A 26,352-nucleotide genomic window follows, 5' to 3' on the forward strand; every position below is an offset into this window, starting at 1 on the left:
CTGCAAGCCTCTTTCTTCTACTGTTGCTCTATTCGGCGCTGCGCGGACGGTACGCGATACCATCCATCTGTACCTTCAGCCCATCCGGCCCGCCGACATGCGCGAACTCGGTGGAAATGGTTTTCCGCGCCGGATACCCACCCTGAAATCTGCGCTTGAACACTGCCTCCATCACCGGAATATCCCACACATCCCGCAGTAAAATATCCAGCTTCACCACATCCGCAAGCGTCAGCCCCACCTGCCGCAACCGGTCACTCATATGCTCCAGCGCACCCTCCACCTGCTCCTCCACCGTTCCCCCCACATTACCCACACAGAAGTTAAGGAAAACAAAATCCCCCGCCTCCACAAATCCGGAATACGCATACTCCTCGTTCACATCATGTCTAATGATTTCGTGCATACCTTTCGTCTCCTTATCGGTTAAGATAAGTTGATTATAGGAGGGGAAATCGGACAACTGTGTGTCGTGGTTTGGGTGAGTTCGCATATTAAACTATGAAGAAGAATTGCCCTTTAAAATTTCTCTCAACACATTTTTAGCTAACTGTACCTTATCACCGTTTGATTCTCGAAGCATGTCCACAATTTCTTGAATGTTATTTTCTTGTTCAGTGAATTCTATTTCCTCATCTACATACGCAAAAAGCTGAAGCAAATTAAGGCCCAAGGCCTCAGCTATTTTAGACAAATTCAGTAACGATACGTTTTTCTCACCACGTTCAATTTGCCCTATATATGAAAAATGAAATCCACCCTTCTCCCCAAGAGCTTCCTGTGATAATCCTTTTTCTTTCCGAAGGCTGCGTATCCTCGCTCCCACAAGCTTGAGCACTTCTTTGTCTTTCACGGCGTTCACCTCTCTATATGGTTTCATTAGACCCCCACATACCGCAGTTCAAGGAGCTCCAAAGCCACCTGTCCCAAGCACTCCGTCATCGCCTCATGATATCGCCGGGCCTGCTCTGTCGTAACCCCTTCACGCAATAATTCGAACAATGCCAGACAGCGCTTGAAATTCCCGTCATGTCCTGTCTCGTGGGCCAGCATTAAAGATTGTATCGTCCAGTCCAGCGCCTCCGGCAGCCTGCCTGCCCACTTATGATATAACGCCAAGTGATAACAATAGCTGAAATAATGCGAGATATTGCCTGCATCCTCATAGTCTCCAAATCCGGCACTCTGTTCCGCGAACGTATGCAGCAGATCGTCCACATCAAGTCCGTACTGCACTGCAGCCTGTAAAATAGTCCCTAGCCCCGGCAGCAGTTCCTCGGGATTATCCCGCAAAAACCCTGCGTACCCCTCCAGCAGTTCCGTCTTACCGGACAGAATCTCCACTATATACAGGTTGGCTCGTGCCAAGTATCTGAACTCCTCGGCAATCTCCTGCCCTTCCTCTCCCAAGTCCTCCATCCAGCCAAGCTCGGCATAACGGTATATGGATTCTCTGGCCTCATCATACTTCCCCTGCTTCTGGCACACGATGCCCCGCATCAGGTGACTGAACCCGAAATAATAGATTAGCGGGCGCCCCATATCCAGAATCGGCATTGGAAGCTTCTTAGCCTTGTGATACTGCCGCTCCTCATAGATGCACTGCGCATAGCTGTACAGAATCCCTGCCGTATTCAGCATCTTGTCCCAATCCTCGAAGCGATAAGCCATTTCCAGCATTTCTACAATAATATCCGGCTTGAGTGATTTCAGAATGGAAGGGCGCACGGGTGGGCCTCCGTTTGCTTTATCAATTTGTTAAGAAGTAGTACAATAAATCAAATATACTGCTATAAAGTAGTATTATCAATATATTTTACCGCCTTTATTACCCTGCTATTTATGCCTATACTCTCCTAACCTTTAGGAGAGGTGATTACCATGACAAACTTACGGAATACAGTCGGAGACAGAATTCGGGCTATTAGAAAAGCAAAAGGATTAACACAACAACAGTTAGCGGAACTATCCAACTTGGATGATGCATACATAGGGGCAGTAGAACGTGGAGAACGTAATTTTTCTATTGATACATTGGAGAAAATAGTAGTCGCACTGAAAATTCAACCAACAGAGTTATTTCAACATCTTGATGATTTGAGTGAGGTTGAAGCAGCACAGCGTAGAGCAATTGATGAATATGCGGTTACTGTTAGTGACTTGAGTGTTAAACAAATTGATGCGTTGAAGAGGATTGTTAGAGAGGTTAAGGGAGCTTTCGAGGATTAGGCATACACGAGGTGATCCTATGAATTTACCAGAAAGTGTAGGAAATCGGATACGTGAATTCAGAAAAGCAAAAGGCTGGACACAAGAGCAATTAGCCGAAGCAGCATCGCTTCATTACAGTTACATAGGTGGGGTTGAACGAGGAGACCGTAACATTTCTTTGGAGACTCTGGAGAAAATAATTGCTGCCTTTCAAGTTCCGGCTGTTGAAATTTTTCGTTTTGAGGATGAAACCGACCGCCGCAAAGCATTGGATGAGCATATGACTTTGATCAGTGATAGGAGTACAGAGGAAATAACAGCAATCACTAGAATTAATCGGGAAGTGATCGCTTCTCTGGATATGTCTGGAGACAGAGGCACTAAATAATGAGGTGAGCCAAGATGCTAGATGAATCCAAGTCAGAGCTTGTAAAAAGAATCGGAGAACGCATTCGAAGATTACGTAAAGAAATGAACCTATCGCAAGAGCAACTCGCAGAACGTTCAGGTTTACATACAAATTATGTGGGACAAGTCGAACGTGGAGAAAAGAACCTAACGCTTGAGACCTTGGAGAAAGTAGTTGGAGGTCTAGACGTATCGTTAGAGGAGCTATTCAGATACTTAGGGCCAATGGAGAAACAAGATGCTCTTGGACAAATTGTAGAGCTGCTTGTTGAACGTCCGTCAGAGGATCAGAAGATGGCGCTTAGTGTGTTGAAGTCAGTTATGGAGTGGGAAGAGAAGAAGCATAACCTTTAGAAAATACTGCAAAGACTATATTCCCCGTTTAATATTGAAATTGGCTTACCCTCGCCGCTAGTAATGCTAATGCCCTCGTAACCTTTGGAAAAGGTGATTATCATGACAGACTTACGGAATACAGTCGGAGACAGAATTCGGGCTATTAGAAAAGCAAAGGGATTAACACAACAACAGTTAGCGGAACTATCCAACTTGGATGATGCATACATAGGTGCAGTAGAACGTGGAGAACGGAATTTCTCTATTGATACATTGGAGAAAATAGTAGTCGCTCTGAAAATTCAACCAACAGAATTATTTCAAAATCATGATGATCTGAGTGAGGTTGAAGCCACACAGCAAACAGCAATTGATCAATATGCGGCGGCTGTTAGTGAGCTGAGTATTAAACATATTGAAACTTTGATGAGAATTGTTAGTGAGGCTGTTGAAATTTTTCGTTTTGAGGATGATACCGACCGCCGTAAGGCGCTAGATGAGCATATGACTTTGATTAGTGGCAGGATGAGTGCTGAACCCTTAAGCTTACCCAAAATATTGGTAACCGAATACGAGAGCCGAGAGCTCGACATTGGTTGAACACATAAGCTCTGGTGAAAATTAGCAGAACACGATAGAATGCTTCTTAGGTGGCGAGGCAACGGGCTCACTTTCGAGGTCAATAAATGAAAAGAATGAAAAAGCTGATTAGATGGATTAAAACAAGAATAGCCACCCTTACACCGATCTTTAAGACGATTGGAGTTTGGGCGGCAATTCTTGGTCCCGTATTTTACGCTTTATATTGGGGTATCCGTCTAATAGCGATGTTAATTGGAAACCCCTTTAGTTAGTTAGGCAATAAAAGACGGTGTATGGTGGTTAAGCTTAAACTCCGCGGAAGGCAATCTTACTTGGCGGTTAGAACCTTCCGCAGCCCCGCAAATTCTATTAGGTGAGCCCGTTGCTATAGATACACCACCAGAAGCCGTCTCCTTTACCTAACTATATTCTCGCCAAAATGAAAAAGACTCATGCACAGCAAAAAGACCCTTACTTGGCGGTTAGGGTCTCCTTGCACTCGAGGTCTTACATGAAAAAAATATATGTGTCTCGGTCACCCGAGTATTACCAAATTCTGAAGAAAACTAACTCAATAGCTATCTACTTCTATGATAAGTAGAACAATTATTTGTGTCAAGTAAAAAGAAAATTATTTAACTGCGGGATATACCGTAGCTTCGATAGGTCTAACCTGAATGATGGACCCGGGATTATTTGGCCCAGAGCCAGGCAAGAACCGAGAAAGGCATTCACATTGCCCGATCATGTTTCTAAATTCATAGGGCTACAAAAAGGGGCTGTACCAAACTCCACAGAATGGATGTTTGAAACAGCCCCATTAACCAATGAAGCCTTCCTTATAAATATCTATGCAGCCACGCAACAACAGCTTCGAACATTTCCGGGGGTACGATGTGCCCGGTTCCTTCATATTCAATGTATTGATAATCCTCTTTATCTGGCGCGATCCTGCGGATTTTGGCGTCCAACTCCCTCGCACCCCGGATGGAGATCACCTCGTCCTCCACACCGTTCTGGACCAGCAGCGCTTTAGGTAGTAGACGCTCCAGATGGAGCAGAGCATCTATTTCGCGTAGCCTCGAGTTGAACTCAGAGTCTTCCTGCAAAGCCGCGCTCGAAGGAAGTACGTCCCAGGTTGGGGAGGCGATCATAGGGGCCAGAACTTTAATCCGGTCATCCTGAAGCGCTAGCATGAAGCTGGTGAAGCCACCCATGGAGACCCCTGTAATGCCGGTCCGCTGTGTATCCACTCTGGGATCGCCCTGCAAATCGTCAATAATCGCCCGGATATCCTCAACATTGCCGCATACCATGTCTAAGCAGGTTTTTTTGAAGGCATCCTGACCCCCAAATAAGGCTTCAAAATCCGCCGGTTTCCGCTCCCCATGCAACCGCGCATCAATCAATACCGTGAAAAAACCCTCCTCCGCCAGCCGGACCCCGTAAGCGATATCGCCCATCTTCGATCCGGTGTAGCCGTGCATAAAGAACACCAGCGGAGCCTGGACCAGCCCTGGCTGATACAGCATGACAGCGGGGACACCCTTGTCGGTTACACGATCATGCTCAATAATTACCGTCTTCTTCATCTCATTTCCTCCTTGTTAGCAGAACTGTTTCCTCACAAGACACAGCGCACTGTTGGTATAAATTTCATCATAGTTTATAACTCTCGTATTGTCGATGAAATTAGATCTCTCCTATATTAAGATTTCCTTCTCCGCCTCTTTAGGAGAAGCTTGTATTACCGCAAACACTGTTCTCTCGGCCATAATTTCAACAGATTTTCTGAATAATTTATTAGAAATTAATCTTCGATGAATAAAATGTGCTACAATTGTATATACAATAAAATATACACGATTGAGGGGAAGCCTTAGTGGTATTCAGTTGGGACGAAGAAAACATAGAACACATTGCTCTTCATAACGTTGAACCATTCGAAGCTGAAGATGCTTTAATGGACCCACAAAGGGTAAAATTTTTTGCGCATAGTGGAAATTCAGGGGTTATTGGTGCAACTGAGGACGGAAGACGGTTGGTCGTGATTTATGTAAAAAAAGTAAGAGGAGTAATAAGAATCATAACTGCACGTGATGCTACTGAATCTGAGACTAAAATATACAATAGGAGGAATCGCTAGTATGAAAATAATTACTTCCAGAGATGAGATTCCAGAAAATATGAGTGAGCAAGAAGCAGCCGGATTTTGGTCGACTCACACAATGAGCGAGGAGTTATTGGAGGCTTCCATCATAGAAGACGAAGACTACGATTTGCCAAAAAGGAAATCTGTATCTATTTCTATTCGCATCGATGAAGACTTACTTGTCCGAATTCGTTCCATAGCCAGACAAAGAAAAAAAGGTTATCAAACCCTTATCAAAGAATTTTTGATTGAACGAACGTATGAAGAGGAAAAAAAAATGTCCCTTTTAGAAAGGGATAATTTCGCATTCAATGAACTCGCTTTTAAGGAAGTAGCAGCAACAAAATTATAAGCAATCGGCTGCTTGCCTAGATTATATCTGCTCCCCCTCAGCGATTTTTGTGAGGGGGAGCTTTGTCTTTCAGACTAATTAGCTCCATCAGTCACCGAGCAATCCGCCAATTCCCCCCAACCTCTCACTGCTACTCCCGATCCACCGGCTGCTGTATCCCGTCCTCATAGAAATCGAACACGAGCTGCTGGTGCGTGCCTTTTACCGCATAGAACACATCTGCCAGCATTTTTCCCTTATGCTTCTTCCGCAGCTCATTCTCCAGCCACTCCCGGGTCAGTCCGTGCGGCTTCAGATTGTCCTCCACCAGTTTGCCATCCATAATCAGCTCCACAGGGAAAGCCTGCGCACGCAGAAGAAGCCCCATATACTGCTTGGTTACGGGCTGGTAAGCTTCCTTCCTTAGAACAGAAACCCGACCGTTATCTTCAAGCACAGCATATTCGACCTCTTCGATATTAAAAATCTCCCTCTCCCTCAGCGCCTGATCGAGCGAATCCAGCGTATAGTGAATCTTCCGCATGTTGGCTTCCATGATTTTGCCTTCTTCGATCAGGATAGTGGGGGAGCCGGAGATCCAGCTACGCATTTTACGGCTTTTGAGTGCAATGAAGGAGAGCAGGAATGAGGTGGCCGTGATTACAACAATGGACAGGACAAGATAAGACGATCTCAGGCTGATATTAAACGCCAGATTCGCCGCCAGGGAGCCCATCGTAATACTGGTTACAAAATCATTGGATGTCATGTTCGACAGAGTTTGCTTGCCTAATATTCTGGGAATAAGCAGCAAAAGTCCCACTGCTACAATTGTCCGGATCAGAATTTCTACATAGTTCATGTTCAAGCCTCCTCCCCCCATTATTTCCAAACCGCTTCAAAAGAAACAGCAGGGCGTGGGAATCCGGGGAGGAAGGTCCGTAGATTATGGTATAGCTTCCATTACATGCTTGCTGAAATCAGGCTTGAACTTTTGTTCAAACACAGCCTCATTGCCAGCGCCACCACCTTGTTGAACCAATAACAGGCCGTTCTCAACCTTTAATTCGGTTTTCGGCAAAAAATAGGACTGGTCAGAAGTACCTTCCCGGGTAAGGAACTGTAATGGAAAAGCCCCTTCTTTAGATACATCGATCAGATAAAAAGATATCCCATGACAATCCTTATAGTTCGGCGCTATCACGAAGACGTCATGCTCAGGAAACGCCAGCTTTTTCAATTGAATGGTCTCATTCCGTGGTTGAATGAAGCTGGTCAATGAGGATAACGTCAGCTCAGTAACTTTATTAGCTGTATCTGTGAACTGTACCTTATACGTACCGCTAATCTTGTAATCTTCTGCGGTACCATAGCAGCTTGGAGCACCTAGTTTTTCAACCTTCTCCGGGCCAGTAGACTGGATTTCCAATTTCCCGTACTGGGATTCCCCGGCTGCTCTTACTTGTGGAGTAGTTGCTGGAGATGGGGAAGGACTGGAAGAGGATTCTGCCATTGCCGCCGCAGTATGCGGGGTAGCGCTAACGCTATTTTGTTGCTGCTCAGATTTGGTGCATGCCGTGGCAAAAACAAGCAAAGACACTCCTAAAACAGACAGTAAAATACGCTTTAACATAAATTTTCACCCTAGACAAATATATCATTTTTTCCATTTACTATGCAATCAAAGAAAAAAGAAGCGGGAGGTTGTCCCACTTCTTTTAACAGTTATAGCTTTTCAATAACTTCTGCCTGGAAAACATTTCGAATTAATTGACCTGCACCTTCTACAATGAGGTCGAAGCTTCTGGCTTTACGCAGCAGCTCCACATACTGATCCTTGGGTATCGTCACCTGCAGGTCTTTGTTCTCTTTTTCACATCCGCAATCAGCCATACATGTCATCCCCTCAAAATGAAATATTGGTAAATTTATAGAGGTTCGGGTCACTGCTTTGGATATAGTTGTATACATTTAGACAAGTGTTATTGCTGCCGTTGATCGTAACGTACAAGCCACTGTACCCTGCGGTTGCCCATATTCTTTTGGTAGAAGATGAATTTTCAGCATAGGTGTTGCTGGAGCAATATGAAGAACTGGTTGTGTTATCCACATCGTAACCCGCTGAAAGGGCATTGCATGCTTTGGTAAGTCCGGCCGATGTAGCTATGCCGCCATGTGAATAAGCCGATTGAACACAAGGATAACCCGCTATGAGCAGATGGGCATAAGCCGTAACCCCTTCAATGAGGTCGGCAAATTTATATCGTTTTCCAGGAGTGGATACTCCCGGAATGGTAGAACCTTTATAACCACAAGTAGAATCCATATTGCCGGGGTTATTTCGTGCAGCAAATTCACTCAGACTCCAGCCCATTTCAAACCCCCATTGCCCGAGTATGATGCTGATAGGCAACGCTCCGTAATAGGGACTCAAATAGGATTGATAGGAAACCCATTTCGCAAGATCCAGAACTGCAAAGTTATGCGTGAATGAATCGGTGTAGGGTACTGTTCCAGTGACAAAGGTGTTGATATTCGATGCACAAGGCATTCTATATTCCTCCTATTATTGTATTCTTCCGGAAGGTAATAACATTTATATGCCACTCTATCTTTTTTGCTATCAAAATTATAGATTCGGGCTGGAAGATAAGTAGAATTCCTATATAACAAAAAGAGGCTATCCCGGCCAACGCAATGGCTTGTGGGACAGCCCCCAATAATCTTATGCTCTTGTCTATTGAACCTAAGCTGCAAATGCTCTGCGAGGGTCTCAGCTATCCCCCAATGAACCGCAGCGTTACTGTCGTACCTTGCCCTGGCGTGCTGCCGATGGCGATAGAGCCTCCGTGCCGCTCCATGATGGCCTTGGCAATGGCGAGTCCCAGGCCAGAACCGCCCTGGGTCCGGCTCCGCGAGGCATCCGCGCGGTAGAAGCGGTCGAAGATATGCGGAAGCTGCTCGGGAGATATCCCGATTCCTGTATCAGCCACGCTTAAGATAACCTGCCCATCCGCTGCCAGGTGCCTGATTGTTACCGTTCCGCCTTCGGGCGTATACTTCAGTGCATTCTCGACAATATTGCGCAGCACCTGATAGCCCGCACCTCCGGGCATGCGGATCAGCAGCGCCTGTCCGTCCGGCAGCCCGTCGTAATCAAGCTGCACTCCGGGATTGACATGCACCGTCTGAGGCAGCAGCTCGCGCAGAGTCTCCCGAAGGTCACAGCGCTCCTCTCCACCGTCCATAAGCGGCGCTTCTGCTTCGGCGAGCAGCAGGAGCTGAGCAATCAGCTCCTTCATTCTCCGGGTCTCATCCATCATGAAGGCGAGCGATTCGTCCAGCACCTCCGGCGATTGCTTGCCCCAGCGCTGAATCATGTGCGTATGTCCCTCGATGATCGCGAGCGGGGTCTTCAGCTCATGCGAGGCATCCGCGATGAAGCGGCGCTGCTGGTCGAAGGAGCCCTCCAGCCTATGCAGAAGCCCATTGAAGGTCTCCCCGAGCTGGTGCAGCTCATCCTCCGCAGCAGGCACATGCAGCCGCCGGGACAAGCTGTTCGTCCCGATGCTCCGCACCTCGCCGATCATGCTACGGATCGGCTTCAGCGCCGAGCGGGCGACGACTCCTCCGGCTATGACGGCCATGCCTGCGGCCAGGAGCAGGCCGAGCAGAAGCAGTCTGCCGACCTCCCGCTCTGCCGTCGCACTCCGTGAATGTCCGCTGTCCGTAAGCCGGAGGCGGACGGTACCGTATACGAGCAGTGAGAGCTCCTTCTCCGCCTTGTAATTCACGGTGGCATCCTCTGCTCCGCCTGTTCCCGCCTCTGCAAGCACCCTTCCGCTTGAATCGAGTATCTGCAGCAGTTGCCCCTCATCCAAGTCTGAGGCGAATGACGATAAATCCGGCTTCAGTACCGCCGCTGCTCCACTTCCTCTACCAAGGCCCGGCTTAAGCAGGGAAGGCAGGAACTCCACCTCGCCGATCTGAAGCTCGAACTGCTTCAGCTTGGCATCCAGCAGTTCGGCCTCCTGGGTCTCTGTCCAGTGCTTGAAGGTAATGTAGACAAATCCACTGACAAAACCCGCGATAAGAAGAGCTGCCAGCGCAATGGATGCACTGACTTTGCGCGAGAACGTCCATGCCTTCATTCGCTCACCTTCAGTCTCTTAGAATATAGCCGCTGCCACGGACGGTATGGATCAGCTTGTCTTCGAACCCTTCATCTACCTTCATGCGCACGTACCGGATGTAGACATCCACAACATTCGTTTCACCCTCATAGGAATAACCCCATACGAGATTCAGCAGCGCTTCACGGTTCATCAGCCGGTTCTTATGCGCAAGCAGACAATGCAGCAGCTCGAACTCGCGCTGCGAGCATTCGATCTCTATTCCCGCACGGGTGACGCGGTGCGAAGCCACGTCGAGCATCAGATCTTTCGCATACAGCACTTCTTCCCCGGCTTCCGCCACATGGAGCCTGCGCTGCAAGGAACGCATGCGCGCAAGAAGCTCTTCAATCGCGAACGGCTTCGGCACATAATCATCCGCTCCGGTATCCAGCCCCCGTACCCTGTCGCTGACCGTATCCCGGGCAGTCAGCATAATAATCGGCGTCTGTTTGACCGCCCGTACACGCTTGCAGACTTCAATTCCATTAATCCCGGGCAGGTTCAAATCAAGCAGAATCAAGTCAAAATGCTCCTTCAGCGCTTTATCCGCCCCCGTAAAGCCATCGCCCGCGACTGTGATGTCATAGCCTTCATAGGAGAGCTCCAGCTCCAGCAGGCGGATCATGGCGATTTCATCCTCGATGATCAAGACACGTTCCTTCAATCTCTTTGTCCACCTCTTTGCACTAATCAGTTCTTCTTCAATAACGACAGCTCCGCCATAGACTCCACATCAATCCGGTACGTGCCCTTACCGATCCTCCCGGTTGCCTTGTGATTCTTCACGGTCAGCGGGAAGTCCGTCTCGATCTCACCGAAGGAGGATTTCGCATCCACCTGCACGTCTGCGCTGCCGGGCCAGGCCAGCTCCACATTACCGAACATCGTGGACACCTTCCAATTGCCGCCGACCTTTTTGCTGGCTATGTCAATACTTCCGTTTGTGGCGGTAGCTTCTATAGTGGAGAGCGCATTCCGGGCAGTCAGGTCGCCATTCGTTATCTTCATCTCCAGGGGACCCGAGATCTGATCGGCCTCGACATTTCCATTGGTCAGTGAGATGGTCACGCTTGCTGCAGCATCGGACACATCCACGCTTCCATTTACCAAATGAAGAGAGATATCGCTCTCAATGCTGGAGGCCTCGATGTCACCGTTCACAGTAGATAATTTGATTTTACCTGTGTTAGAAAGTTTTGACAAAGTAAGATTGCCGTTCTCCTCCTTCACCTCCAGATCAGCCTTCAGCTTCTGCGGCAGGGTAACCGTCAAATTAATGCCGGGATAATGCATATTTCCATAAGATTCACTATAGGTCTTGATCTCCAGCTTCGCGCCTTTGCTCACCCGCATGCCTGTCTTGTCTGCCGCCCGCTTCGCTTCCTCTTTGGAAGCCTGATCTACATCCACGGTCATATGAATTTCAATGTCCTTGACATTGCCCTCCTGGATATCAATCGTTCCATTGGTATTCGCGATAGAGACACTTTGTGTGCTGGACGGCACATTGACGCGGGTGGTGCCTTTGTCAAAAGAATACCCTCCTAGCGAAGTCCTCGTCACTGCCTGTGAAGATACCGTAACCGCAGCGGCGGTGGGAAGCGGCTTAGAAGCCGGTACTGGGGCTGAAGATTCGAAGACTGACTCAACCACTTGCCGTGATTCGGCCGCCCCATTTCCTATATAGAATACTACCGCGGCCACAGCAGCCCCTGTCAGCAGCAATTTCCATGTGTTTTTCATATTCCGTTCTCCTCCATTCATTGTAATTACCTTTAGAGTAAGGCATGAAGGATGAGAAAGACTTTGCAGGCAGATTAGAATTTGATGAGAGGATTTCCAGGGCAGTTGACAAGGGTGGATTACAAGTGTAATATCTGATTTGTGATTACAAGTGTAATCAATTAAGCGAGGAGGGTTAGTATGAGCAATGTTCCCCGGATATCCGATGCGGAGTGGGAGGTGATGAAGATTCTATGGACCCACAGCCCGCGAACGGCAAATGAGGTCATTGAGGCTTTGGAGCAGACCACGGATTGGAAACCGAAGACCATAAGAACACTGATCACGCGGCTGGTACAGAAGCAGGCGATTTCCTATTCACAAGAAAACCGGGTGTATTCCTATTTTCCGCTCGTTACTGAAGACGAGTGTGTGAAGTCGGAAACCGATTCGTTCCTCAAAAGAATCTATGGCGGCGCCTTCAAGCCGCTGCTGGTCAACTTTCTGAAGGAAGAGAAGCTGTCCGCAGAAGATATTAAAGAGCTGAAAAATATCCTCGACGGCAAAAACAAATAATATTCAAGGGAAGGATGTATGTGAACCGAATCAGCGAAGCGCTCTTGGCTCTCTTCCATCAGGTGTGGACAACGTCCGCTATGGCCGTTGTACTGGTGCTCTTGATTGCCGTGCTGCTGGGTGTGCTTAAGCATCATTTGAAGCCGCGCTGGCATTACCTGATGTGGCTGCTCGTCATTGTGCGGCTCATTCTGCCCTGGGGACCGGAGAGTGAATTCAGTATTTATAATTGGATCGGAAACTCTGCGCCTGCCCCCGTGCAGACGGGACCGGCTGCATTGCAGCCCACGGCTGCCGTGCACGAGACGATCACTCAATTCATCTACCCGTATTTATGTATTGTGTGGCTGGCCGGAGCAGGCTTGCTGGGCGTCTATTCCATTACAGTTAATCTGAGGTTCGCCCGCAAGACCAGGAAGGAGATCACCAGGGTGACCGATGCACGGCTGCTGCGGATTTTTAACGAATGCAAGCAAATGATGGCTACCGAAAAATCGATCACCCTTGCGGAATCCCCAAGTGCAGCCACTCCATCCTTATACGGATTCCTGCGCCCGCAGCTCATTCTGCCACAGGAAATCGCCAAAGGGCTGAATGACACTGAGCTGCGCCATGTTTTCCTCCATGAATGGGCCCATAGGAGACGAAATGACATCTGGGTCAACGGCTGTATGCATCTGTTATTGATTGTGCATTGGTTCAATCCGTTCCTCTGGTATGCAGCCAGCCGGATGCGTGAGGAACAGGAGATCGCCAGCGATGCGCTTGCACTCGACTGCCTTGCGCCTGATCAGCGCCTGGGCTACGGACATACTCTGATTAAGCTGCTGGAGAACCTCTCTCAGCCCCTTCAGCTTGCGGGAAATGTAAATCTCGCCGGCAACAAAAAACAATTGCAGAGGAGAATTCAAATGATCGCACGCTTCAAATCGAACTCTTACCACTGGTCGGCTCTTGGAATCGCAACGCTGATATTCATAAGCGGGTGTACCCTGACGAATCCCAAGGACAGCGAATCCGCTTCACAAGCTCCCGATTATGCACTGTCGGATAAGCAGTCTGCCACTGTCCCGCCCGCACAATCCAGCCCAAGTGCAACGGCCGCTCCAACAAGTAAAGCTGATACGACCGGTGACGTTACTGGAAATGCTTCAGGCAATGCTTCTGGCGATGCTTCGGCAAAAGCTTCCGGTGACAAACAGCCCCAGGTAACTGCAGCACCGGCGGCTTCTGAGGAGGCCGTTCTGTCTCCCGCTCCCGTAGCGCGAGGTGAAGGCACTAAAGCAGCGGCTCAGGCTAAAGCGGATCAGAAGCCTATGGTTGTACCGGCGAATCCAAAGGAACGCTCCCGCAGCGCAGCTTCCGTTCCAGCAGAGCTGAGAGCTGTTGCAGGTGCGAGAAGCTCAAGCATTTCTGCTCCCGCTGAAACAGAGCCGAGAGCCGTCGCGGGCACGAGAAGCTCAAGCACTTCGGTTCCCGCTGAAGCAGAACCGAGAGCGGCCACAGGTGCGAGAAGCTCAAGCACCTCTACCTCCCTTGAAGCTGAGCCGAGAGCCGCCACAGGCACGAGAAGCTCAAGCACTTCGGCCGCCGCAGAAGCCACAGCACCGGCGCTTCGTCCAAGTGCTGCGGCCAAATCGCATTAATTCAAGTCCACTGGTATTATAGATAGGAAAGGAGGCAGGTATGCCTATCGTAGACATCATTCCATGGCTCCTTGCGATTGGAGTCCTGCTGTCCGTACTATCTATTGTGCTGCAGAGCTGGCGCAACGGGATATCCCCCATGCCCGCTTCCGGGACGGTAAGACAGGCCGTAGCCGGAGAAGTGAGCCGGATTCCGGGGTATGCCAATATCGTAGAGGCCGGCTCCGGCTGGGGTACGCTGGGTCTGGAGGTTATTCGCCGTTGTCCCGGCAAGCGGCTGACCGGCATTGAGAATTCAAGCATTCCTTTATGGGCTTCCCGGCTGCTGGCCGGGATAGCTGTGCGTACGCTGCCTGCTTCCGGTGCCGGAGAACAGCTTCATGGAAGGCTGCGCTATGTCCGGGGAGATATTTACCGCAGCTCCTATAAGCATGCCGATATTGTCCTCTGCTACTTGTTCCCCGGCGCGATGGCGCGGCTGGCGGACAAGTTCAGACAGGAGCTGCCTCCCGGCGCGGTCGTGATCAGCGTGTGCTTCGCCCTGCCGGGCAAGCAGCCGGTCCGCACGGTAACCTGCGGAGATGCACTGCGGACCAAGGTGTACGTGTACACTTTTTAATCAGCTCACCAATAAGTTATCGCAATTCCCGCCACAAAAATGTCCTTCAGGAGAAATTCTCCCAAAGGACATTTGCGTACTATTTAAAGGTTTCTTAGATTTATTGAACCGACTGCAAATGCTCGGCAAGGCGGTCCCAGGTTTCGGTAATGCCTTGTTCCATACCCATATCCATGACTGTTTTGAGCGCTTCGGCGGAAGCGTATTTCGACCGGCTGATAAGCTTTGTTTTACCGTCAAATTCTTCGAAGAGCATCGTAACCAGCGTGGAAGGCATGTCTGCATTTTCGTTGCCTTCGGCATCCGAGAAGTAATCGACGTAGACGATTTTCTCCCCCGCAATAATTTCCTGGTATACCCCTTTGCCCCAGGATTCCATTCCGAAGAAATCCCCTTGCTGCTCGTCAATACATTTCATACAGTAATGCCAAACGCCGCCCGGACGAAAATCAACCGTGCACACCGGAAGTGTCCAGCCGCGCGGCCCCCACCAGTGTTTCAGATGCTCCGCCTCGGAGAAGGCTTTGAATACAAGCTCACGCGGCGCGTCAAACACACGCTCCAGAATCAGTTCCTGACCTTCCACCTTGGAAATCATTTTGTTCGACATTCAAAATCCCTCCTGAAATCATTTTGTTATTTGTTTTCTTCGGATTGCAGTTTCTGCAGGTAATTCTCCAGGTTGTCGAAGCGTTCATTCCAGACCTTGCGATAGGCCGCGAGCCAGACATCGAGTTCCTGCAGCGGCTCCATCCGCAGCCGATAGTTCCGGCGATTGGCTACAGCCTCCACCTCCACCAGCCCAGCCTCCAGCAGGACACGCAGATGCTTCGAGGCCTGGGGCTGCCGGACTCCGAGATGCTCAGCGATATCGCCTACAGTCATGGGACCGTCCTTCAGAAGCTCCACTATCCGCATACGGGTGGGTTCGGCCAGTGCGCTAAACGTCATTATTTCCATAATTCTGATGTTCCTTCAGTAAATAAGTTTTTACTTGTGGTACGTCTATAATATACTCGATAAGGAATATTCCGGTCAAGGAATATTTAAATTTTTTTCTATTTCAAAAAAAGAAGGACCCCCGGTACGAGCGGAGTCCCTGCAATGAATTCAGATCGTATTTAATGCTTGTACCCGACAGCTTCCATCAAACCGATGATATAGCCGTTGCCGAACAAACGGCCCAATACCTCATAGCCTGAATTAGTATTCGGCTCACCGGCCATGGTCGGTACATGATCTGCACGAATGGGACCGTCGAAGCCGACCTCACGGTATGTTTTCATAGCCTCGTACATATCGGTTTTGCCATTGTCGTGGAAGGTCTCGTGGAAACGCTCAGCCGTACCGGAGACGTCGCGGAAATGGACGAAGTTAATTTTATTCTGCTTCCCGAACTGCCGGATCACGGACGGAATATCCTCCCCGGCTGCCGCAAGTGTTCCCTGGCACATGGTAATCCCGTTGTTCGGACTCGGCACCAGGTCGATGGCCCGCTGAAGGGCTTCCGCGCTGCGCAGGATGCGGGCAATACCGCGTATGGGCGAAACGGGTGGATCATCTGGATGCAGAGCCAGCTTGACGCCCGCTTTCTCGGCAACCGGAACGATTCTTTCCATAAAGTATTTAAGGTTATCCCATAGCTGATCTTCTGTCACGACACCAAATTCCGTCAGCGGCACATCCCGCATGGCCTCATGATCGTAACCGGAGACAAGTGCTCCGCCGCGGGTCTTCATCTCGGTCGAGGTGCGGAACCAGCCGAACCCGGCCATGAAGTTGTAGCAGTACACAGGAATGCCTAACTTGCCCATATTGGTAATCAGTTCTTTGAACCCCTCTATTTCCTCATCCCGGCCGGGAAGCCCGAACTTGATCTTATTGCTGGGCGGCATGCTCTCAATGACCTTGACAGCCAGGCCGTGGTCCGCATACTTCTTCTGAACCTGAGCCAGAAAATCATATTCGGTCAGCCGGTAGCCCGGCTGCTCATGCAGAGATATTACGGCATCATGAATTCCGAGCTGCTTGGCCAGCGACCAGAAATCACTGGGATCATCGTGAAAAAAGTAGGCTTCTGCCAGTTTCATTGCTATACCTCCAAACGTTTATTTTGCAGTCAGTTTAAGAAGCGCTCAAGCTGGATTCCGTATCTTTTCCGGCCTTCTCAATAATATCATAAGCTTTTTCCAGACTGGTCTGGCCGAACATTACCTGCTCCATCGTGTCTTTGTAGGTTTTGACGAAATCGGCCCATCCCGGAGGCGCCGGGTAGAACGGGAGCGCTTTATCAACGGCCTTGTTATAGAGATCGACACCCATTTTATCTCCGGCCGACAAGGTCGGTTCAATGGCCTCGAAGACTTTCTTATTGATTGGAATACCGCGGGTTGTGCCGAGAATCTTGCCTGCTTCCGCATCGCTGATGAACCATTTCAGGAACGCTTTGGCTTGCTCCTTATTGTCCGATTTGCTGCTGATGGTCAGATAAATCGTAGACTGGGCCCAGCCGCCGCCGGCAGAACCTACCGGATTGTTCACGGTGTCCAGTTGACCCGGCATCATGCTGTCCAGTGCGCCAATGGCGCCGACCGGAACGCCGCGGGTCATGATCGCGCCTGAGGTAAGCGGGTCATTCTTCAGATCATTTTCGACAAAAGAGAACATCGTCTGCGCATCAGGCACAACGCCTTCTTTCCGGAAATCGGCATACGTCTGATTGAACTTGAACCACAGCTCTTTATCGAGACTGAACTTTACCCCATCCACAAACATCGGGCCTTTACCCATCGAGGTCTGATAGCCCTGATACCAATCCCAAATGTTGCTGTAATCGCCAATTGCATATTTGCCCTTCGGCAGCTTCTCGCGCCCTTCTTTCGCAAAGGCAAAGAAGTCATCCCACGTCCAATCCTTGACCGGCAGCTTGATGCCTGCGGCCTCTAGTGCCGGTTTGTTGAAGGCGATGCCTGTACCGTTGTAGCTGATAGGAACGCCGTACAGCTTTCCGCCAATCTTCGATTTTTCCAGCACCGCAGGGTCAATAAACTCTTCCAGCTTCATATCGTCCAGCGGCTCCAGCGTTCCCCGCTTGACATAATCCTGGATATAAGCCGCATCCATCTGCAAAATATCCGGCAGCGAATTAGAAGCCGCAAGTGTAGGCAGCTTCTTCCAGTATCCGTCCCAATCGGCATACTGGTTGCTGAAGGTGATGTTCGGATTCTTCTGGGTATATAGCTCGGTCGCCTTCGTGGTTGCGTCATGGCGGGTCTGTGAGCCCCACCAGAAGAAGCCGAGCTTGGCGCTTTTGTTAGGTGAATTGTCCGATCCGGCGGCGGAATTATCCCCGGTGTTCGAACCACCGCAGGCGGTAAGGGCCAATGTCAATGACAGCGGAAGTGCAAGGCGGGCTAATAGGCTTCTTTTGTTCATGGTTACTTCCTCCTTAAGATGTATTATCCTTTAATGCCTGTAGTTGCAATGCCTTCTACGAAGTAGCGCTGTGCGAGCAGGAACAGCAAGGTTGATGGCAGTACGGACAGCAGCGACATGGCGAGCAGTTGTCCCCACTGTATATCGAATTGGTCGATGAACATCCGCAGGGCCAGGCCGACGGTATATTTATCAATCGTGCTCAAGTAAAGAACCTGTCCGAAGAAATCATCCCAGCTCCAGATAAAGGTGAAAATCGCTACAGTCACCAGGGAAGGAACGATTAATGGAAGGATGATGCGGAAATAGATTCCATACACAGATGTGCCGTCAATGGTGGCTGCCTCATCCAGCTCGCGCGGAATCCCCCGGATGAACTGGACAAGCAGGAAGATAAAGAATGCGCCGCCGCCGAAGAAATGCGGCAGAACAAGCGGGATATAGCTGTTCACAAACCCCAGGTTATTGAACATGATGTACTGGGGAATGATGGTGACCTGATACGGCAGCATCATGGTCAGCAGCATAATCGCGAACCAGAATTTATTTAAAGTAAAATTAATCCGTGCAAAGCCGTACGCGACCAGAGAACTCGTTAATACAGCACCTAGCACGTTCCACAGCTCCATCACCAAGGTATTTCTGAAGAAGGTGGCAAAGCTGTAATCCCGCGAGAAATTCCAGCCTTTGGTGAAGTTCTCCCATACCGGATTTTTGGGCCAGAGCGTAGGCTGCGTCAGCTCCGCAGTGTCTTTCAGCGATGCGCCAATCCACCAAATCACCGGGTACAGCATTAGAATGGAGGCAAGGATCAGCCCGCAGTGGATTAGCAGATTGTTGCGCCGTTCGGCAGCTTCCAGGTTCATTTATTTGCCCCCTCTTCGTAGAATACCCACCGCTTGGAAACGACGAAGTTGATTGCCGTGAAGATACCGATGATCACAAGCAGTATCCAGGCCAGAGCAGAGGCATAACCCATCTGGAAATTACTGAAAGCCTTTTCATATAAGAACAGCGAGTAAGTGTAGGTTGCGTTCGCCGGCCCGCCCTTTGTAATAATGAAGGCTGAGGTGAACATTTGGAATGAGCCGATAATGCCGAGAATCAGGTTGAAGAACATGACCGGCGAGATCAGCGGCAAGGTAATGCTGAAGAACTTGCGGAATACGCCTGCCCCGTCAACACCGGCTGATTCATACAGCTCTTGCGGGATCTGCTTCAGCCCGGCCAGAAAAATAATCATGGTTGAGCCGAATTGCCACGTATTCAGCAGAATCAGGGTACCCAGTGCCGTGCTGGGATTGGAAATCCACGCCGGACCCTGTATGCCGATCAGGCTTAGCATCTGGTTGATGTATCCCTCCAGGCCGAACATGTTGCGCCAAAGGACGGAAACCGCAATGCTTGCACCAATCAGTGAAGGAAAGTAAAAAGCCGTTCGATAAAAGTTGATGCCGCGAATTTTCCGGTTCAGCATGATTGCAATTAGTAAAGAGAATGAAAGCTTCAGCGGAACTGAGATAAATACAAATATAAAGGTTACCGTCAACGACTTGCGGAACACGGCATCATTCGTGAAGATATGCTTGTAATTATCCAATCCTACCCATTGTGGAGCATCAAGCAAGGAATAATTCGTAAACGATAAATAAAGCGATTGCAAAATGGGCCATAGCGACAGCAGCAAAAACCCGATTAACCAAGGAGAGATAAACAGATAACCGGCCAGGTTGTTGCGATAACGTCTCACCCCAATTGAAAACACCCCTTTTCTTTTGTGTAATCCTTCCTCTGTGGTTCGCCTTCCCGTTCAATATAGCATTCCAATTTCACCCCGAGTAGCAGTGAAACTTATGATGGAAGAGAGAGAATTTTACGCATTTTGTATATAAAACGGGGGCCTTCCGGCTATATTTCCAATTCCGAAACTCCGGCCATAATTAACCGGGAGAAATCTACGATTTGAATGCAGAAGTGTGTAACTTTAGCGGATAGACGCTCTATAGGGGGGACGGTATCATAGGAAACGGAAAGAGAACTATACGGGAGAGGCGGAGCTGAAATGTTCGATCGAGCGGAGGATATTCTGAAATGGACCGAGAAGTGGGAAGGAGAGCGCTACGAAAACGGAAGGCCCAAGGTACCCGATGACATCTTGCGGCGTATGCGAAAAATTACGCTGGAGGAAGCATGGGGGCCGCTGTGGAACAACGGATATAAATTTCAATTTGAAGGCGGCTTCAAAATCGTCCACCCAGGCCGGGTAATGGTGGGAAGAGCCGTAACAGCCGTCATGGTTCCTACCCGTCCCGATTTGCATGAAACGCTGACGGCAGTTGGTGAAAAAGAGGGATACAGCGGCTTCTATAACCAATGGGTCATTGATTCCCTTGGCGACAGTGATGTGGTAGTGGTGGATATGTTCGACAAGGTTCACCTTGGCACCTATGTGGGCGGCAACCTCTCAACAGCGATCTCCACCCGCACCCATACCGGCGGCGCCGTCATTTGGGGCGGAATCCGCGACAACCAGCAGGTGGTGCAGATTCCAGATATCAACGTATTCTACCGGGGATCTGATCCAACAGCAATCGCCGATGTCGTGATGGTGGGAATGAATGTCCCTTGCCGGATTGGCCAAGCCATCTGCCTGCCGGGAGATATTGTATTCGGCACACCAGACGGCGTGATCTTTATTCCGCCTCACATGGCGGAGATTACGGTGGTACAAGCGGAGAAAGCCCAGGTTCGGGACATCTTCGGCTTCTGCCGCCTTCGTGAAGGCGTCTACACAACAGCGCAGATTGATTCACCTTGGACGACTCCAATCTGGAGTGACTTCATCGCATGGTTCGGGCAGGATGAGAGCGCAGCCGATTACCGCCATCTGAATTGGGACGAAGAGCTTGCTGAGGTTCGTGACAGGGAACAGAGAGGGGATGCGGGACCACAGGTGCGGCTGTAAGCCGCCCTGTTTCTATGTCAGGCGGTTAATCTTGAATGTTATCGGCAGGGGCAGACGGTTGACCGAATCCCGGTATTCACTCGGGGTGAGGCCAACCTTTTGTTTGAACAGCTTGCTGAAATAACGGGGGTCCTGATAGCCGATGCTCTCGCATATTTCGTAATTTCGAAGATCGGTCTGTTCAATCATCGTTTTGGCTTTTTCGATACGGATATCCGTCAAAGTTTCAATGAAGGTTTTGCCTGTACGGGTCTTAAATAGCATGCTCAAGTAGTTGGGCGTTACAAATACCCGGTCGGCAAGGCTCTGTAGGGTGACATCCCGGCAGTGCTGGGTCATAAATTCAATAGACAGCTCTATCAGAGAGCAGTCCTGATTTTTGTGCAGCTCCTTGAACTTCAAAATATCCAAAATCATCTTCAATGTGAATTCCTTAAGCGAAGCAAGCGTATCACAGCGGGTTAACTGCAGCAGCGGCAGATCAAGCGTGTGCACTGACAGGTCCTTGCGGGCAATCAGATTCTCAAGCTTAACTACCAGCCTCATGGAGGCGGAGTAAAAGACTTGGTGGTCCGCCGGTCTGCCAACGGCAAGCTGGCTGTACAACTGGTCCAGCAATGCGCCCAGCAGAGCGCCATCCCCCTCATTGCAGGCATGTTCAATAACGGCTTCCTCTTCAGAGCAAGGATAATCCGTGCGGGGAGCATCAGCTTTCTTGGAGGTATACAGGTAAATGCCGGGGCCCTGGTAAAATTTCTCGTTCAATGCGGAAACCGCTTGGCCTAGAGACTTATGAAGACTTCGCAAATCAGGACAAGGAAGGCCGACACCTGCGGAAAAAGAGACGGAAGACACTCCAGCAGCAAGACTCTGCAGCTCGGTCAGAAATGGCCGGTCCTGCCATGAGAACAAGCAGGCGATCTTATGCTTATCCATGGACAAAAACACCATTCTGTCGCCATAAGTACGGTCGAGCTGGTCCAAGACAGCATTTCTGCTGATACCCGTCTCTTCAGCAGAGCCTGAGAGGACAACCTCAAATAAAGCAATCGCACCATTCGTACGGCACGGTTCGGGGAACAGCGCTATTTCCATTGCTCCCAGCCGTAGTGACGGTGCTTCAACCTCATTCAGCAGAGAGGCAAAAAGGCGGTCACGCTGCATTCTTTGTATGGCCTGGCCGAATTCATTCAGTAACCCGATATGCATTAATAACATCCCCTTGCTTCTGATATCCTGCTTCTAGTCAGAAAGAAATGATCTTATAAGCATGCATGTGTTCCAGGAAGCGGGCCTCTGCAGCAGAAACGTCTCCATTCCTAAGCATCTGGAGCAGGATATGATGCTCCTCCACCAACAAATCGGTTGTATGGAACTTGTTCGAAATGGCCATGAACCGCATCATCTTCGACTTAATCCGTTCCCACGCTTCAAGAACTGCACTGTTGCCGCACAGCTCATACAGATAACCGTGAAACTCCATATCCCATTCCAGAATTTTAAGCATATCTCCTTGTTTCACCGACTCATCCATACAGCGGATGATTTTCTCCATATGCTCATAATCGTCCGCCCCCATTAGCGGCATTGATTTTCTTACTGCATAGCCTTCAATCATCTCCCGCAGCTCGAAAATATCATAAATCTCTTTGCTGGTGATGGAAGCCACCACAGAACCTTTATTGGGTGTTCCTATAATCAGTTCCTCAAATTTCAGACGCTCCAGAGCTTCCCGGACCGGGGCTTGACTGACTTCGAACCGCTTAGCCAAATCCAGCACGAGCAGCCGTTCACCTGGTGAATATTCGCCGGAGAGGATATCGCTCTTGATTCTGAGATAGATCTGGTTACTGATTGAGGTATTAAGTAGAACCGGCTTAATCTGCTTCATTTTGTCCTCCGCTAATCACATTATCGTTTATCGATAATATGATTATAACAAGTGACAGCGGTTACATCAAGAGCCAAATCTATTAGGCAAAAATTGCGAAAAAAGAAGATTCAGTCTATGATTATTTCAATTATTTATAGCCAAAGGAGCGCCAATCATGATCGACAAGTCCATAACCGAAGGAGTCATTCGCACACGCATGAAGCTCCGCAAGGATCTACTAATTTCCATCTTTGATGAATTTGACGGCAGCATTATGGGACTGAATACGGAGAAGAGAGCGGAGAAGTATTTGAAAATGTCACAGAACGCTTTTTCCTTTTACCGGGGCAGCGCGTATTTGTTCTATTTCGATACGACCCGGCAATACTTTCCCTATCATACGGCAGAAGACCGGCCTACCTGGATTCAGGGAGACCTGCACTTTGAGAACTTCGGCGCGATCCGCAGCGAAGACGGAGATATCGTCTATGACGTCAATGATTTTGATGAGGGATACGTCGGTTCCTATCTGTACGACCTTCTGCGCATGGCAAGCAGCATCGCCCTTGTAGGCAGACAGTTCGGGTATGGCAGGGAAGAGCAGCTAAGCTTCATCGCAAGCTATGTTCATGCGTATTTCAAGCAGATCCGCCGTTTCGCCCAAGGCAAGGACAACCCCGAGACCTTCATTATGGATGAAGACTCGGCCAAAGGCCCCGTGAAGAAGCTCCTGCGCAAGCTGGAGAAACGCAGACGGGCTCATTTTCTGGAAAAGGTTACGGCCCAGATGCAGTCCGGCAGAGTGTTTCTGGAGAATTCCGAGCTGGCTGTCCCTGGAGCAGCGGAGCAAGCACTTCTGGAGAAGGCCTGGCCCTCCTATATTGAGACCGTTAACGCCCGCAGCCTGAACGGGGAGCATTACCGGATGAAAGACATCGCCATTAAGCACGGGTCGGGAACCGCGTCTATCGGGCTGGACCGTTATTATATCCTCATTGAGGGTGAGCAGGAAAAATTGGATACCGACGACACTATACTCGAAGTAAAAGAGGTTCGTGTGCCGGTTCCGGCTTATTTCATACCTTATTCCGAAGCCTTCTGGAATTCCTTCGAGCATCAGGGCAAACGTGTAACAGCTACGCAACAGGCGATGCACCATAAGGCAGACCCTTATCTGGGCTATCTGACCTTGGAGGAACGGCACTTTTATTTAAGAGAACGCTCCCCTTATAAAAAAAGACTGAAGCCAAAAGATATCAAAACTGCGGAGGATATGATTCGGGTGCTTGAGGTGATGGGCTGCTTAACCGCAAAAATGCATGCCCGGGCCGATGCCGATGTGAACCAAGGCATTCTGACCTATCATAGTGAGCAGGAAATCGCCAAGGCTATGGGACCGGACCCGGATGCTTTTGCCTCTTATCTGTCGCATTGGGCTTACGCTTATGCTAATCAGGTGGAGAAGGACTATGTTATGTTCACGGAATGGTTCCAGGAACGATTCCCCGCGAACGCAGTGGAGCCGTCAGTCCAGCTCGGCACGGGAGAACAGGTCCTGAATTAGCGCCTCATTCTCGCAAGCCTTTTTGAACCCGGCGGCAAAGCTAAGAATAGCTTCCTTATTGCTGGAATATGCACAGAACATATCAGCTTCCGGGTCAAAATGGATGGAGTCCGCCAGCTCCGGCATTTGCTCCTGCAAGAACACCTCCGCGAGGGAAGCCCAGTCATAGCCGCTGCCTTCGAAGCCTTCGTCTGCCCGCATGCCGAACAGCCAGGATTTGTACGAGCCGGCATTTAGAATGACCGACATCCCGCCGTGTTCCTGCTCAACCAGGATGAACGGGGTTACGCTTACGGCCGCAGGCACGGCTATGCTGTTCAGCTTGTGCAGCAAGTCCTCTCTCGCCTCATCCGTGAAGGCAAGCGCACCACCGAGTTCGACAATCCTTGCTTCGCGAACCTGCTCGTCCAGCCAATCCGAAATGAACGAAGGCGCGTAGCCCCCTGTTCCGAATTCGCCGCCGAACGCGATCATTTTCGAATACACCTCCAGGTAGTCTACCCGGTTCGTGTCCGGGTAGGCTCTGGTATAGAGCCAGAACTGCACAGCGTACATCAAGGTGGACCGCTCATCGGCATGAAGAGAAAAATGCCCTTTTTCTTCTACAATCTCCGTACAGAGCGTACGGATTACACCCTCTATATCGTCTACCTCCGTAACACTGCCACACAGCTCCGCTAGCAGGGGTGAAAAGGCTCCCCTCGCAACCTTCCGCAGAGCCTCTTCCTTATCCGCTTCGGACGTATCGTAGACCTCCTCATTTACAAGTCCGCGCACAAAGCTCTCGAAGTCCTTTGCCAGAAAGGTAATCTCGTAGTCCGCTTCCTGATCCACATGAATCACCGCCGGTTCGCCGTCTCTGCCGCAGGCCCGGTAATCGAGCATGATCACATCATGCCCGGCGGAAGGACAATCCCCGAAGACCACACCAATATCGGGATAACCCCACTCCTCGATCATGAAGCGGCTGCCTAAGTCTCCGCACAGGGAATAGCGCTTCTCCCGTCCGATACCCATAATTCCTGTAATCGCCACATGGTCTTCTGCCCAGGAGGTCGCTTCCTCGGTAGGGAAGCAGGTGTTGTTGGGAACCCCGCCATTATGCTGCTTCATCATCCCGATATAAAAGGCCGGCAGCTTATAGCCCAGCTCCTGCTCAACCGATGCAATCAGCTCATCCGTAGGCGGCTCGGACACATAGGATTTCAAGGCATAGGCGCTATCCTCCCAAAAGTCCGCGAATTCCTGCGGATCAAAGCGGCCCCCGCCCGAAGGTCCGCTACCTGTCTGTGCTGCAGCAAAACGCTGCCGCTCCCGCATCTCCCGCTTGGCCGCACTCCGGCTCCAGTCAAGCAGATCCAGGATATCTTCATCGCCGGGTTCAAGCTCGTCGGCCCGCTCGAATGCCTGTACCGCTTGCTCATATTGTTTCAGGTAGTAGTAGGAATACCCTGCGCGGTAATGCCACACCGGGTCCTGCTTGCCGGGACCGGCAATGCTCAGCAGTTGCTCCAGCGCCTCCTCATACCGTTCCAGATTGTTGAGCGCTCTGGCTAATAAGCCGACTAGCGTGTAATCTCTCTCCGGTTCAGGAATGTCCGTGATCGTCTTGACGATGCTGGAATGTTCATCTTCTTCATGCCACGCCGCGAGCTGATCTAGTAAATTTTTTTCCATAATGTATGTACCTCCTCTGCCGTTTTTATCTATTCCCCACTAAAAACAGGAGCTAAACAATCTTACATAATGACCTCGCA

Annotated in this window: 31 protein-coding genes; 11 read left to right on the plus strand and 20 right to left on the minus strand. The window is 49.9% G+C overall.

Going from position 1 to position 26,352, the window contains the following annotated elements:
- Positions 1 to 28: 28 nt before the first annotated feature.
- From AC0LWN_RS13005 to AC0LWN_RS13015, 3 genes are all read right to left on the minus strand, one after another.
- A complete protein-coding gene (locus tag AC0LWN_RS13005; protein WP_474665878.1) occupies positions 29 to 406 on the minus strand; it encodes a RidA family protein in 378 nt (125 codons plus the stop codon).
- A gap of 93 nt (positions 407 to 499) precedes the next feature.
- Positions 500 to 853, minus strand: a complete 354-nt coding sequence (locus AC0LWN_RS13010; protein ID WP_474665880.1) for a helix-turn-helix domain-containing protein — start codon at positions 851 to 853, stop codon at positions 500 to 502.
- Between the two features lie 26 nt (positions 854 to 879).
- Positions 880 to 1,728: a DNA-binding protein gene (locus AC0LWN_RS13015; protein WP_474665882.1), complete on the minus strand. Its 849-nt coding sequence runs from the start codon at positions 1,726 to 1,728 to the stop codon at positions 880 to 882.
- A gap of 153 nt (positions 1,729 to 1,881) precedes the next feature.
- On the opposite strand from AC0LWN_RS13015, the gene AC0LWN_RS13020 reads away from it, so the two are divergent.
- From AC0LWN_RS13020 to AC0LWN_RS13035, 4 genes are all read left to right on the plus strand, one after another.
- The gene (locus tag AC0LWN_RS13020) at positions 1,882 to 2,229 is read left to right on the plus strand and encodes a helix-turn-helix domain-containing protein (RefSeq protein WP_474665884.1); all 348 of its coding nucleotides are present in this window, start codon (positions 1,882 to 1,884) and stop codon (positions 2,227 to 2,229) included.
- 19 nt (positions 2,230 to 2,248) lie between these two features.
- Positions 2,249 to 2,599, plus strand: coding sequence for a helix-turn-helix domain-containing protein (locus AC0LWN_RS13025; RefSeq protein ID WP_474665886.1), 351 nt, complete (start codon positions 2,249 to 2,251; stop codon positions 2,597 to 2,599).
- A gap of 14 nt (positions 2,600 to 2,613) precedes the next feature.
- Positions 2,614 to 2,973, plus strand: a complete 360-nt coding sequence (locus AC0LWN_RS13030; protein ID WP_474665888.1) for a helix-turn-helix domain-containing protein — start codon at positions 2,614 to 2,616, stop codon at positions 2,971 to 2,973.
- Positions 2,974 to 3,075: 102 nt separating this feature from the next.
- Positions 3,076 to 3,555 (plus strand): helix-turn-helix domain-containing protein, encoded by a 480-nt coding sequence (locus AC0LWN_RS13035; protein ID WP_474665890.1) that lies wholly within the window; start codon positions 3,076 to 3,078, stop codon positions 3,553 to 3,555.
- An 821-nt stretch (positions 3,556 to 4,376) separates the two neighbouring features.
- On the opposite strand, the gene AC0LWN_RS13040 is transcribed toward AC0LWN_RS13035, so the two are convergent.
- Positions 4,377 to 5,129, minus strand: a complete 753-nt coding sequence (locus AC0LWN_RS13040; RefSeq protein WP_474665892.1) for an alpha/beta hydrolase family protein — start codon at positions 5,127 to 5,129, stop codon at positions 4,377 to 4,379.
- Positions 5,130 to 5,419: 290 nt separating this feature from the next.
- Here AC0LWN_RS13040 and AC0LWN_RS13045 point away from each other — a divergent pair, with 290 nt between their 5' ends.
- Together AC0LWN_RS13045 and AC0LWN_RS13050 are read left to right on the plus strand one after the other, a co-directional pair.
- The gene (locus AC0LWN_RS13045) at positions 5,420 to 5,683 is read left to right on the plus strand and encodes a BrnT family toxin (protein WP_474665894.1); all 264 of its coding nucleotides are present in this window, start codon (positions 5,420 to 5,422) and stop codon (positions 5,681 to 5,683) included.
- 1 nt (position 5,684) lies between these two features.
- Complete coding sequence (locus AC0LWN_RS13050; RefSeq protein ID WP_474665896.1) at positions 5,685 to 6,041, plus strand: CopG family antitoxin; 357 nt, start codon at positions 5,685 to 5,687, stop codon at positions 6,039 to 6,041.
- Between the two features lie 130 nt (positions 6,042 to 6,171).
- Here AC0LWN_RS13050 and AC0LWN_RS13055 read toward each other — a convergent pair whose 3' ends face one another.
- From AC0LWN_RS13055 to AC0LWN_RS13085, 7 genes are all read right to left on the minus strand, one after another.
- Complete coding sequence (locus tag AC0LWN_RS13055; RefSeq protein ID WP_474665898.1) at positions 6,172 to 6,882, minus strand: DUF421 domain-containing protein; 711 nt, start codon at positions 6,880 to 6,882, stop codon at positions 6,172 to 6,174.
- Between the two features lie 84 nt (positions 6,883 to 6,966).
- Entirely contained in the window at positions 6,967 to 7,653 is a 687-nt protein-coding gene (locus AC0LWN_RS13060) for a hypothetical protein (protein WP_474665900.1), read from the minus strand.
- Between the two features lie 92 nt (positions 7,654 to 7,745).
- Positions 7,746 to 7,913 (minus strand): hypothetical protein, encoded by a 168-nt coding sequence (locus AC0LWN_RS13065; protein ID WP_474665902.1) that lies wholly within the window; start codon positions 7,911 to 7,913, stop codon positions 7,746 to 7,748.
- A 13-nt stretch (positions 7,914 to 7,926) separates the two neighbouring features.
- Positions 7,927 to 8,571, minus strand: coding sequence for a hypothetical protein (locus tag AC0LWN_RS13070; RefSeq protein ID WP_474665904.1), 645 nt, complete (start codon positions 8,569 to 8,571; stop codon positions 7,927 to 7,929).
- Positions 8,572 to 8,797: 226 nt separating this feature from the next.
- Positions 8,798 to 10,171: a sensor histidine kinase gene (locus AC0LWN_RS13075; protein WP_474665906.1), complete on the minus strand. Its 1,374-nt coding sequence runs from the start codon at positions 10,169 to 10,171 to the stop codon at positions 8,798 to 8,800.
- A 10-nt stretch (positions 10,172 to 10,181) separates the two neighbouring features.
- On the minus strand, positions 10,182 to 10,859 hold the full coding sequence (locus AC0LWN_RS13080; protein WP_474665908.1) for a response regulator transcription factor: 678 nt from the start codon (positions 10,857 to 10,859) through the stop codon (positions 10,182 to 10,184).
- 26 nt (positions 10,860 to 10,885) lie between these two features.
- Positions 10,886 to 11,938 carry a DUF4097 family beta strand repeat-containing protein gene (locus AC0LWN_RS13085; protein ID WP_474665910.1) on the minus strand — a complete coding sequence of 351 codons (1,053 nt, stop codon included), beginning with the start codon at positions 11,936 to 11,938 and terminating at the stop codon, positions 10,886 to 10,888.
- 180 nt (positions 11,939 to 12,118) lie between these two features.
- Between AC0LWN_RS13085 and AC0LWN_RS13090 the strand changes: the two genes are divergently transcribed.
- The 3 genes from AC0LWN_RS13090 to AC0LWN_RS13100 are packed head-to-tail and all read left to right on the plus strand — an operon-like array spanning position 12,119 to position 14,758.
- The gene (locus AC0LWN_RS13090; protein WP_474665912.1) at positions 12,119 to 12,493 is read left to right on the plus strand and encodes a BlaI/MecI/CopY family transcriptional regulator; all 375 of its coding nucleotides are present in this window, start codon (positions 12,119 to 12,121) and stop codon (positions 12,491 to 12,493) included.
- A gap of 20 nt (positions 12,494 to 12,513) precedes the next feature.
- The gene (locus AC0LWN_RS13095) at positions 12,514 to 14,139 is read left to right on the plus strand and encodes a M56 family metallopeptidase (RefSeq protein ID WP_474665914.1); all 1,626 of its coding nucleotides are present in this window, start codon (positions 12,514 to 12,516) and stop codon (positions 14,137 to 14,139) included.
- Between the two features lie 40 nt (positions 14,140 to 14,179).
- Positions 14,180 to 14,758 carry a class I SAM-dependent methyltransferase gene (locus AC0LWN_RS13100; protein WP_474665916.1) on the plus strand — a complete coding sequence of 193 codons (579 nt, stop codon included), beginning with the start codon at positions 14,180 to 14,182 and terminating at the stop codon, positions 14,756 to 14,758.
- A gap of 100 nt (positions 14,759 to 14,858) precedes the next feature.
- On the opposite strand, the gene AC0LWN_RS13105 is transcribed toward AC0LWN_RS13100, so the two are convergent.
- The 6 genes from AC0LWN_RS13105 to AC0LWN_RS13130 all read right to left on the minus strand — a co-directional run bounded on the left by AC0LWN_RS13105 (position 14,859) and on the right by AC0LWN_RS13130 (position 19,943).
- Positions 14,859 to 15,368: an SRPBCC domain-containing protein gene (locus AC0LWN_RS13105; RefSeq protein WP_474665918.1), complete on the minus strand. Its 510-nt coding sequence runs from the start codon at positions 15,366 to 15,368 to the stop codon at positions 14,859 to 14,861.
- Between the two features lie 26 nt (positions 15,369 to 15,394).
- Entirely contained in the window at positions 15,395 to 15,718 is a 324-nt protein-coding gene (locus AC0LWN_RS13110) for an ArsR/SmtB family transcription factor (protein ID WP_474665920.1), read from the minus strand.
- 161 nt (positions 15,719 to 15,879) lie between these two features.
- Positions 15,880 to 16,848, minus strand: coding sequence for a mannonate dehydratase (locus AC0LWN_RS13115; protein WP_474665922.1), 969 nt, complete (start codon positions 16,846 to 16,848; stop codon positions 15,880 to 15,882).
- 34 nt (positions 16,849 to 16,882) lie between these two features.
- Complete coding sequence (locus AC0LWN_RS13120; protein WP_474665924.1) at positions 16,883 to 18,193, minus strand: ABC transporter substrate-binding protein; 1,311 nt, start codon at positions 18,191 to 18,193, stop codon at positions 16,883 to 16,885.
- 23 nt (positions 18,194 to 18,216) lie between these two features.
- Positions 18,217 to 19,059: a carbohydrate ABC transporter permease gene (locus AC0LWN_RS13125; protein WP_474665926.1), complete on the minus strand. Its 843-nt coding sequence runs from the start codon at positions 19,057 to 19,059 to the stop codon at positions 18,217 to 18,219.
- Positions 19,056 to 19,943 (minus strand): carbohydrate ABC transporter permease, encoded by an 888-nt coding sequence (locus AC0LWN_RS13130; protein WP_474665928.1) that lies wholly within the window; start codon positions 19,941 to 19,943, stop codon positions 19,056 to 19,058. The genes AC0LWN_RS13125 and AC0LWN_RS13130 overlap by 4 nt, the downstream gene beginning before the upstream one ends.
- Before the next feature lie 312 nt (positions 19,944 to 20,255).
- On the opposite strand from AC0LWN_RS13130, the gene AC0LWN_RS13135 reads away from it, so the two are divergent.
- A complete protein-coding gene (locus AC0LWN_RS13135; RefSeq protein ID WP_474665930.1) occupies positions 20,256 to 21,158 on the plus strand; it encodes an RraA family protein in 903 nt (300 codons plus the stop codon).
- Positions 21,159 to 21,170: 12 nt separating this feature from the next.
- On the opposite strand, the gene AC0LWN_RS13140 is transcribed toward AC0LWN_RS13135, so the two are convergent.
- Both AC0LWN_RS13140 and AC0LWN_RS13145 read right to left on the minus strand, forming a co-directional pair.
- Positions 21,171 to 22,367 (minus strand): helix-turn-helix domain-containing protein, encoded by a 1,197-nt coding sequence (locus tag AC0LWN_RS13140; RefSeq protein ID WP_474665932.1) that lies wholly within the window; start codon positions 22,365 to 22,367, stop codon positions 21,171 to 21,173.
- 37 nt (positions 22,368 to 22,404) lie between these two features.
- The gene (locus AC0LWN_RS13145) at positions 22,405 to 23,049 is read right to left on the minus strand and encodes a GntR family transcriptional regulator (RefSeq protein WP_474665934.1); all 645 of its coding nucleotides are present in this window, start codon (positions 23,047 to 23,049) and stop codon (positions 22,405 to 22,407) included.
- A gap of 157 nt (positions 23,050 to 23,206) precedes the next feature.
- On the opposite strand from AC0LWN_RS13145, the gene AC0LWN_RS13150 reads away from it, so the two are divergent.
- On the plus strand, positions 23,207 to 24,595 hold the full coding sequence (locus AC0LWN_RS13150) for a DUF2252 domain-containing protein (RefSeq protein ID WP_474665936.1): 1,389 nt from the start codon (positions 23,207 to 23,209) through the stop codon (positions 24,593 to 24,595).
- On the opposite strand, the gene AC0LWN_RS13155 is transcribed toward AC0LWN_RS13150, so the two are convergent.
- Complete coding sequence (locus tag AC0LWN_RS13155; protein WP_474665938.1) at positions 24,557 to 26,272, minus strand: Imm51 family immunity protein; 1,716 nt, start codon at positions 26,270 to 26,272, stop codon at positions 24,557 to 24,559. The two genes, AC0LWN_RS13150 and AC0LWN_RS13155, sit on opposite strands and share 39 nt — an antisense overlap.
- Between the last annotated feature and the right edge of the window lie 80 nt (positions 26,273 to 26,352).

It is taken from the genome of Paenibacillus sp. sgz302115 (assembly GCF_056120445.1).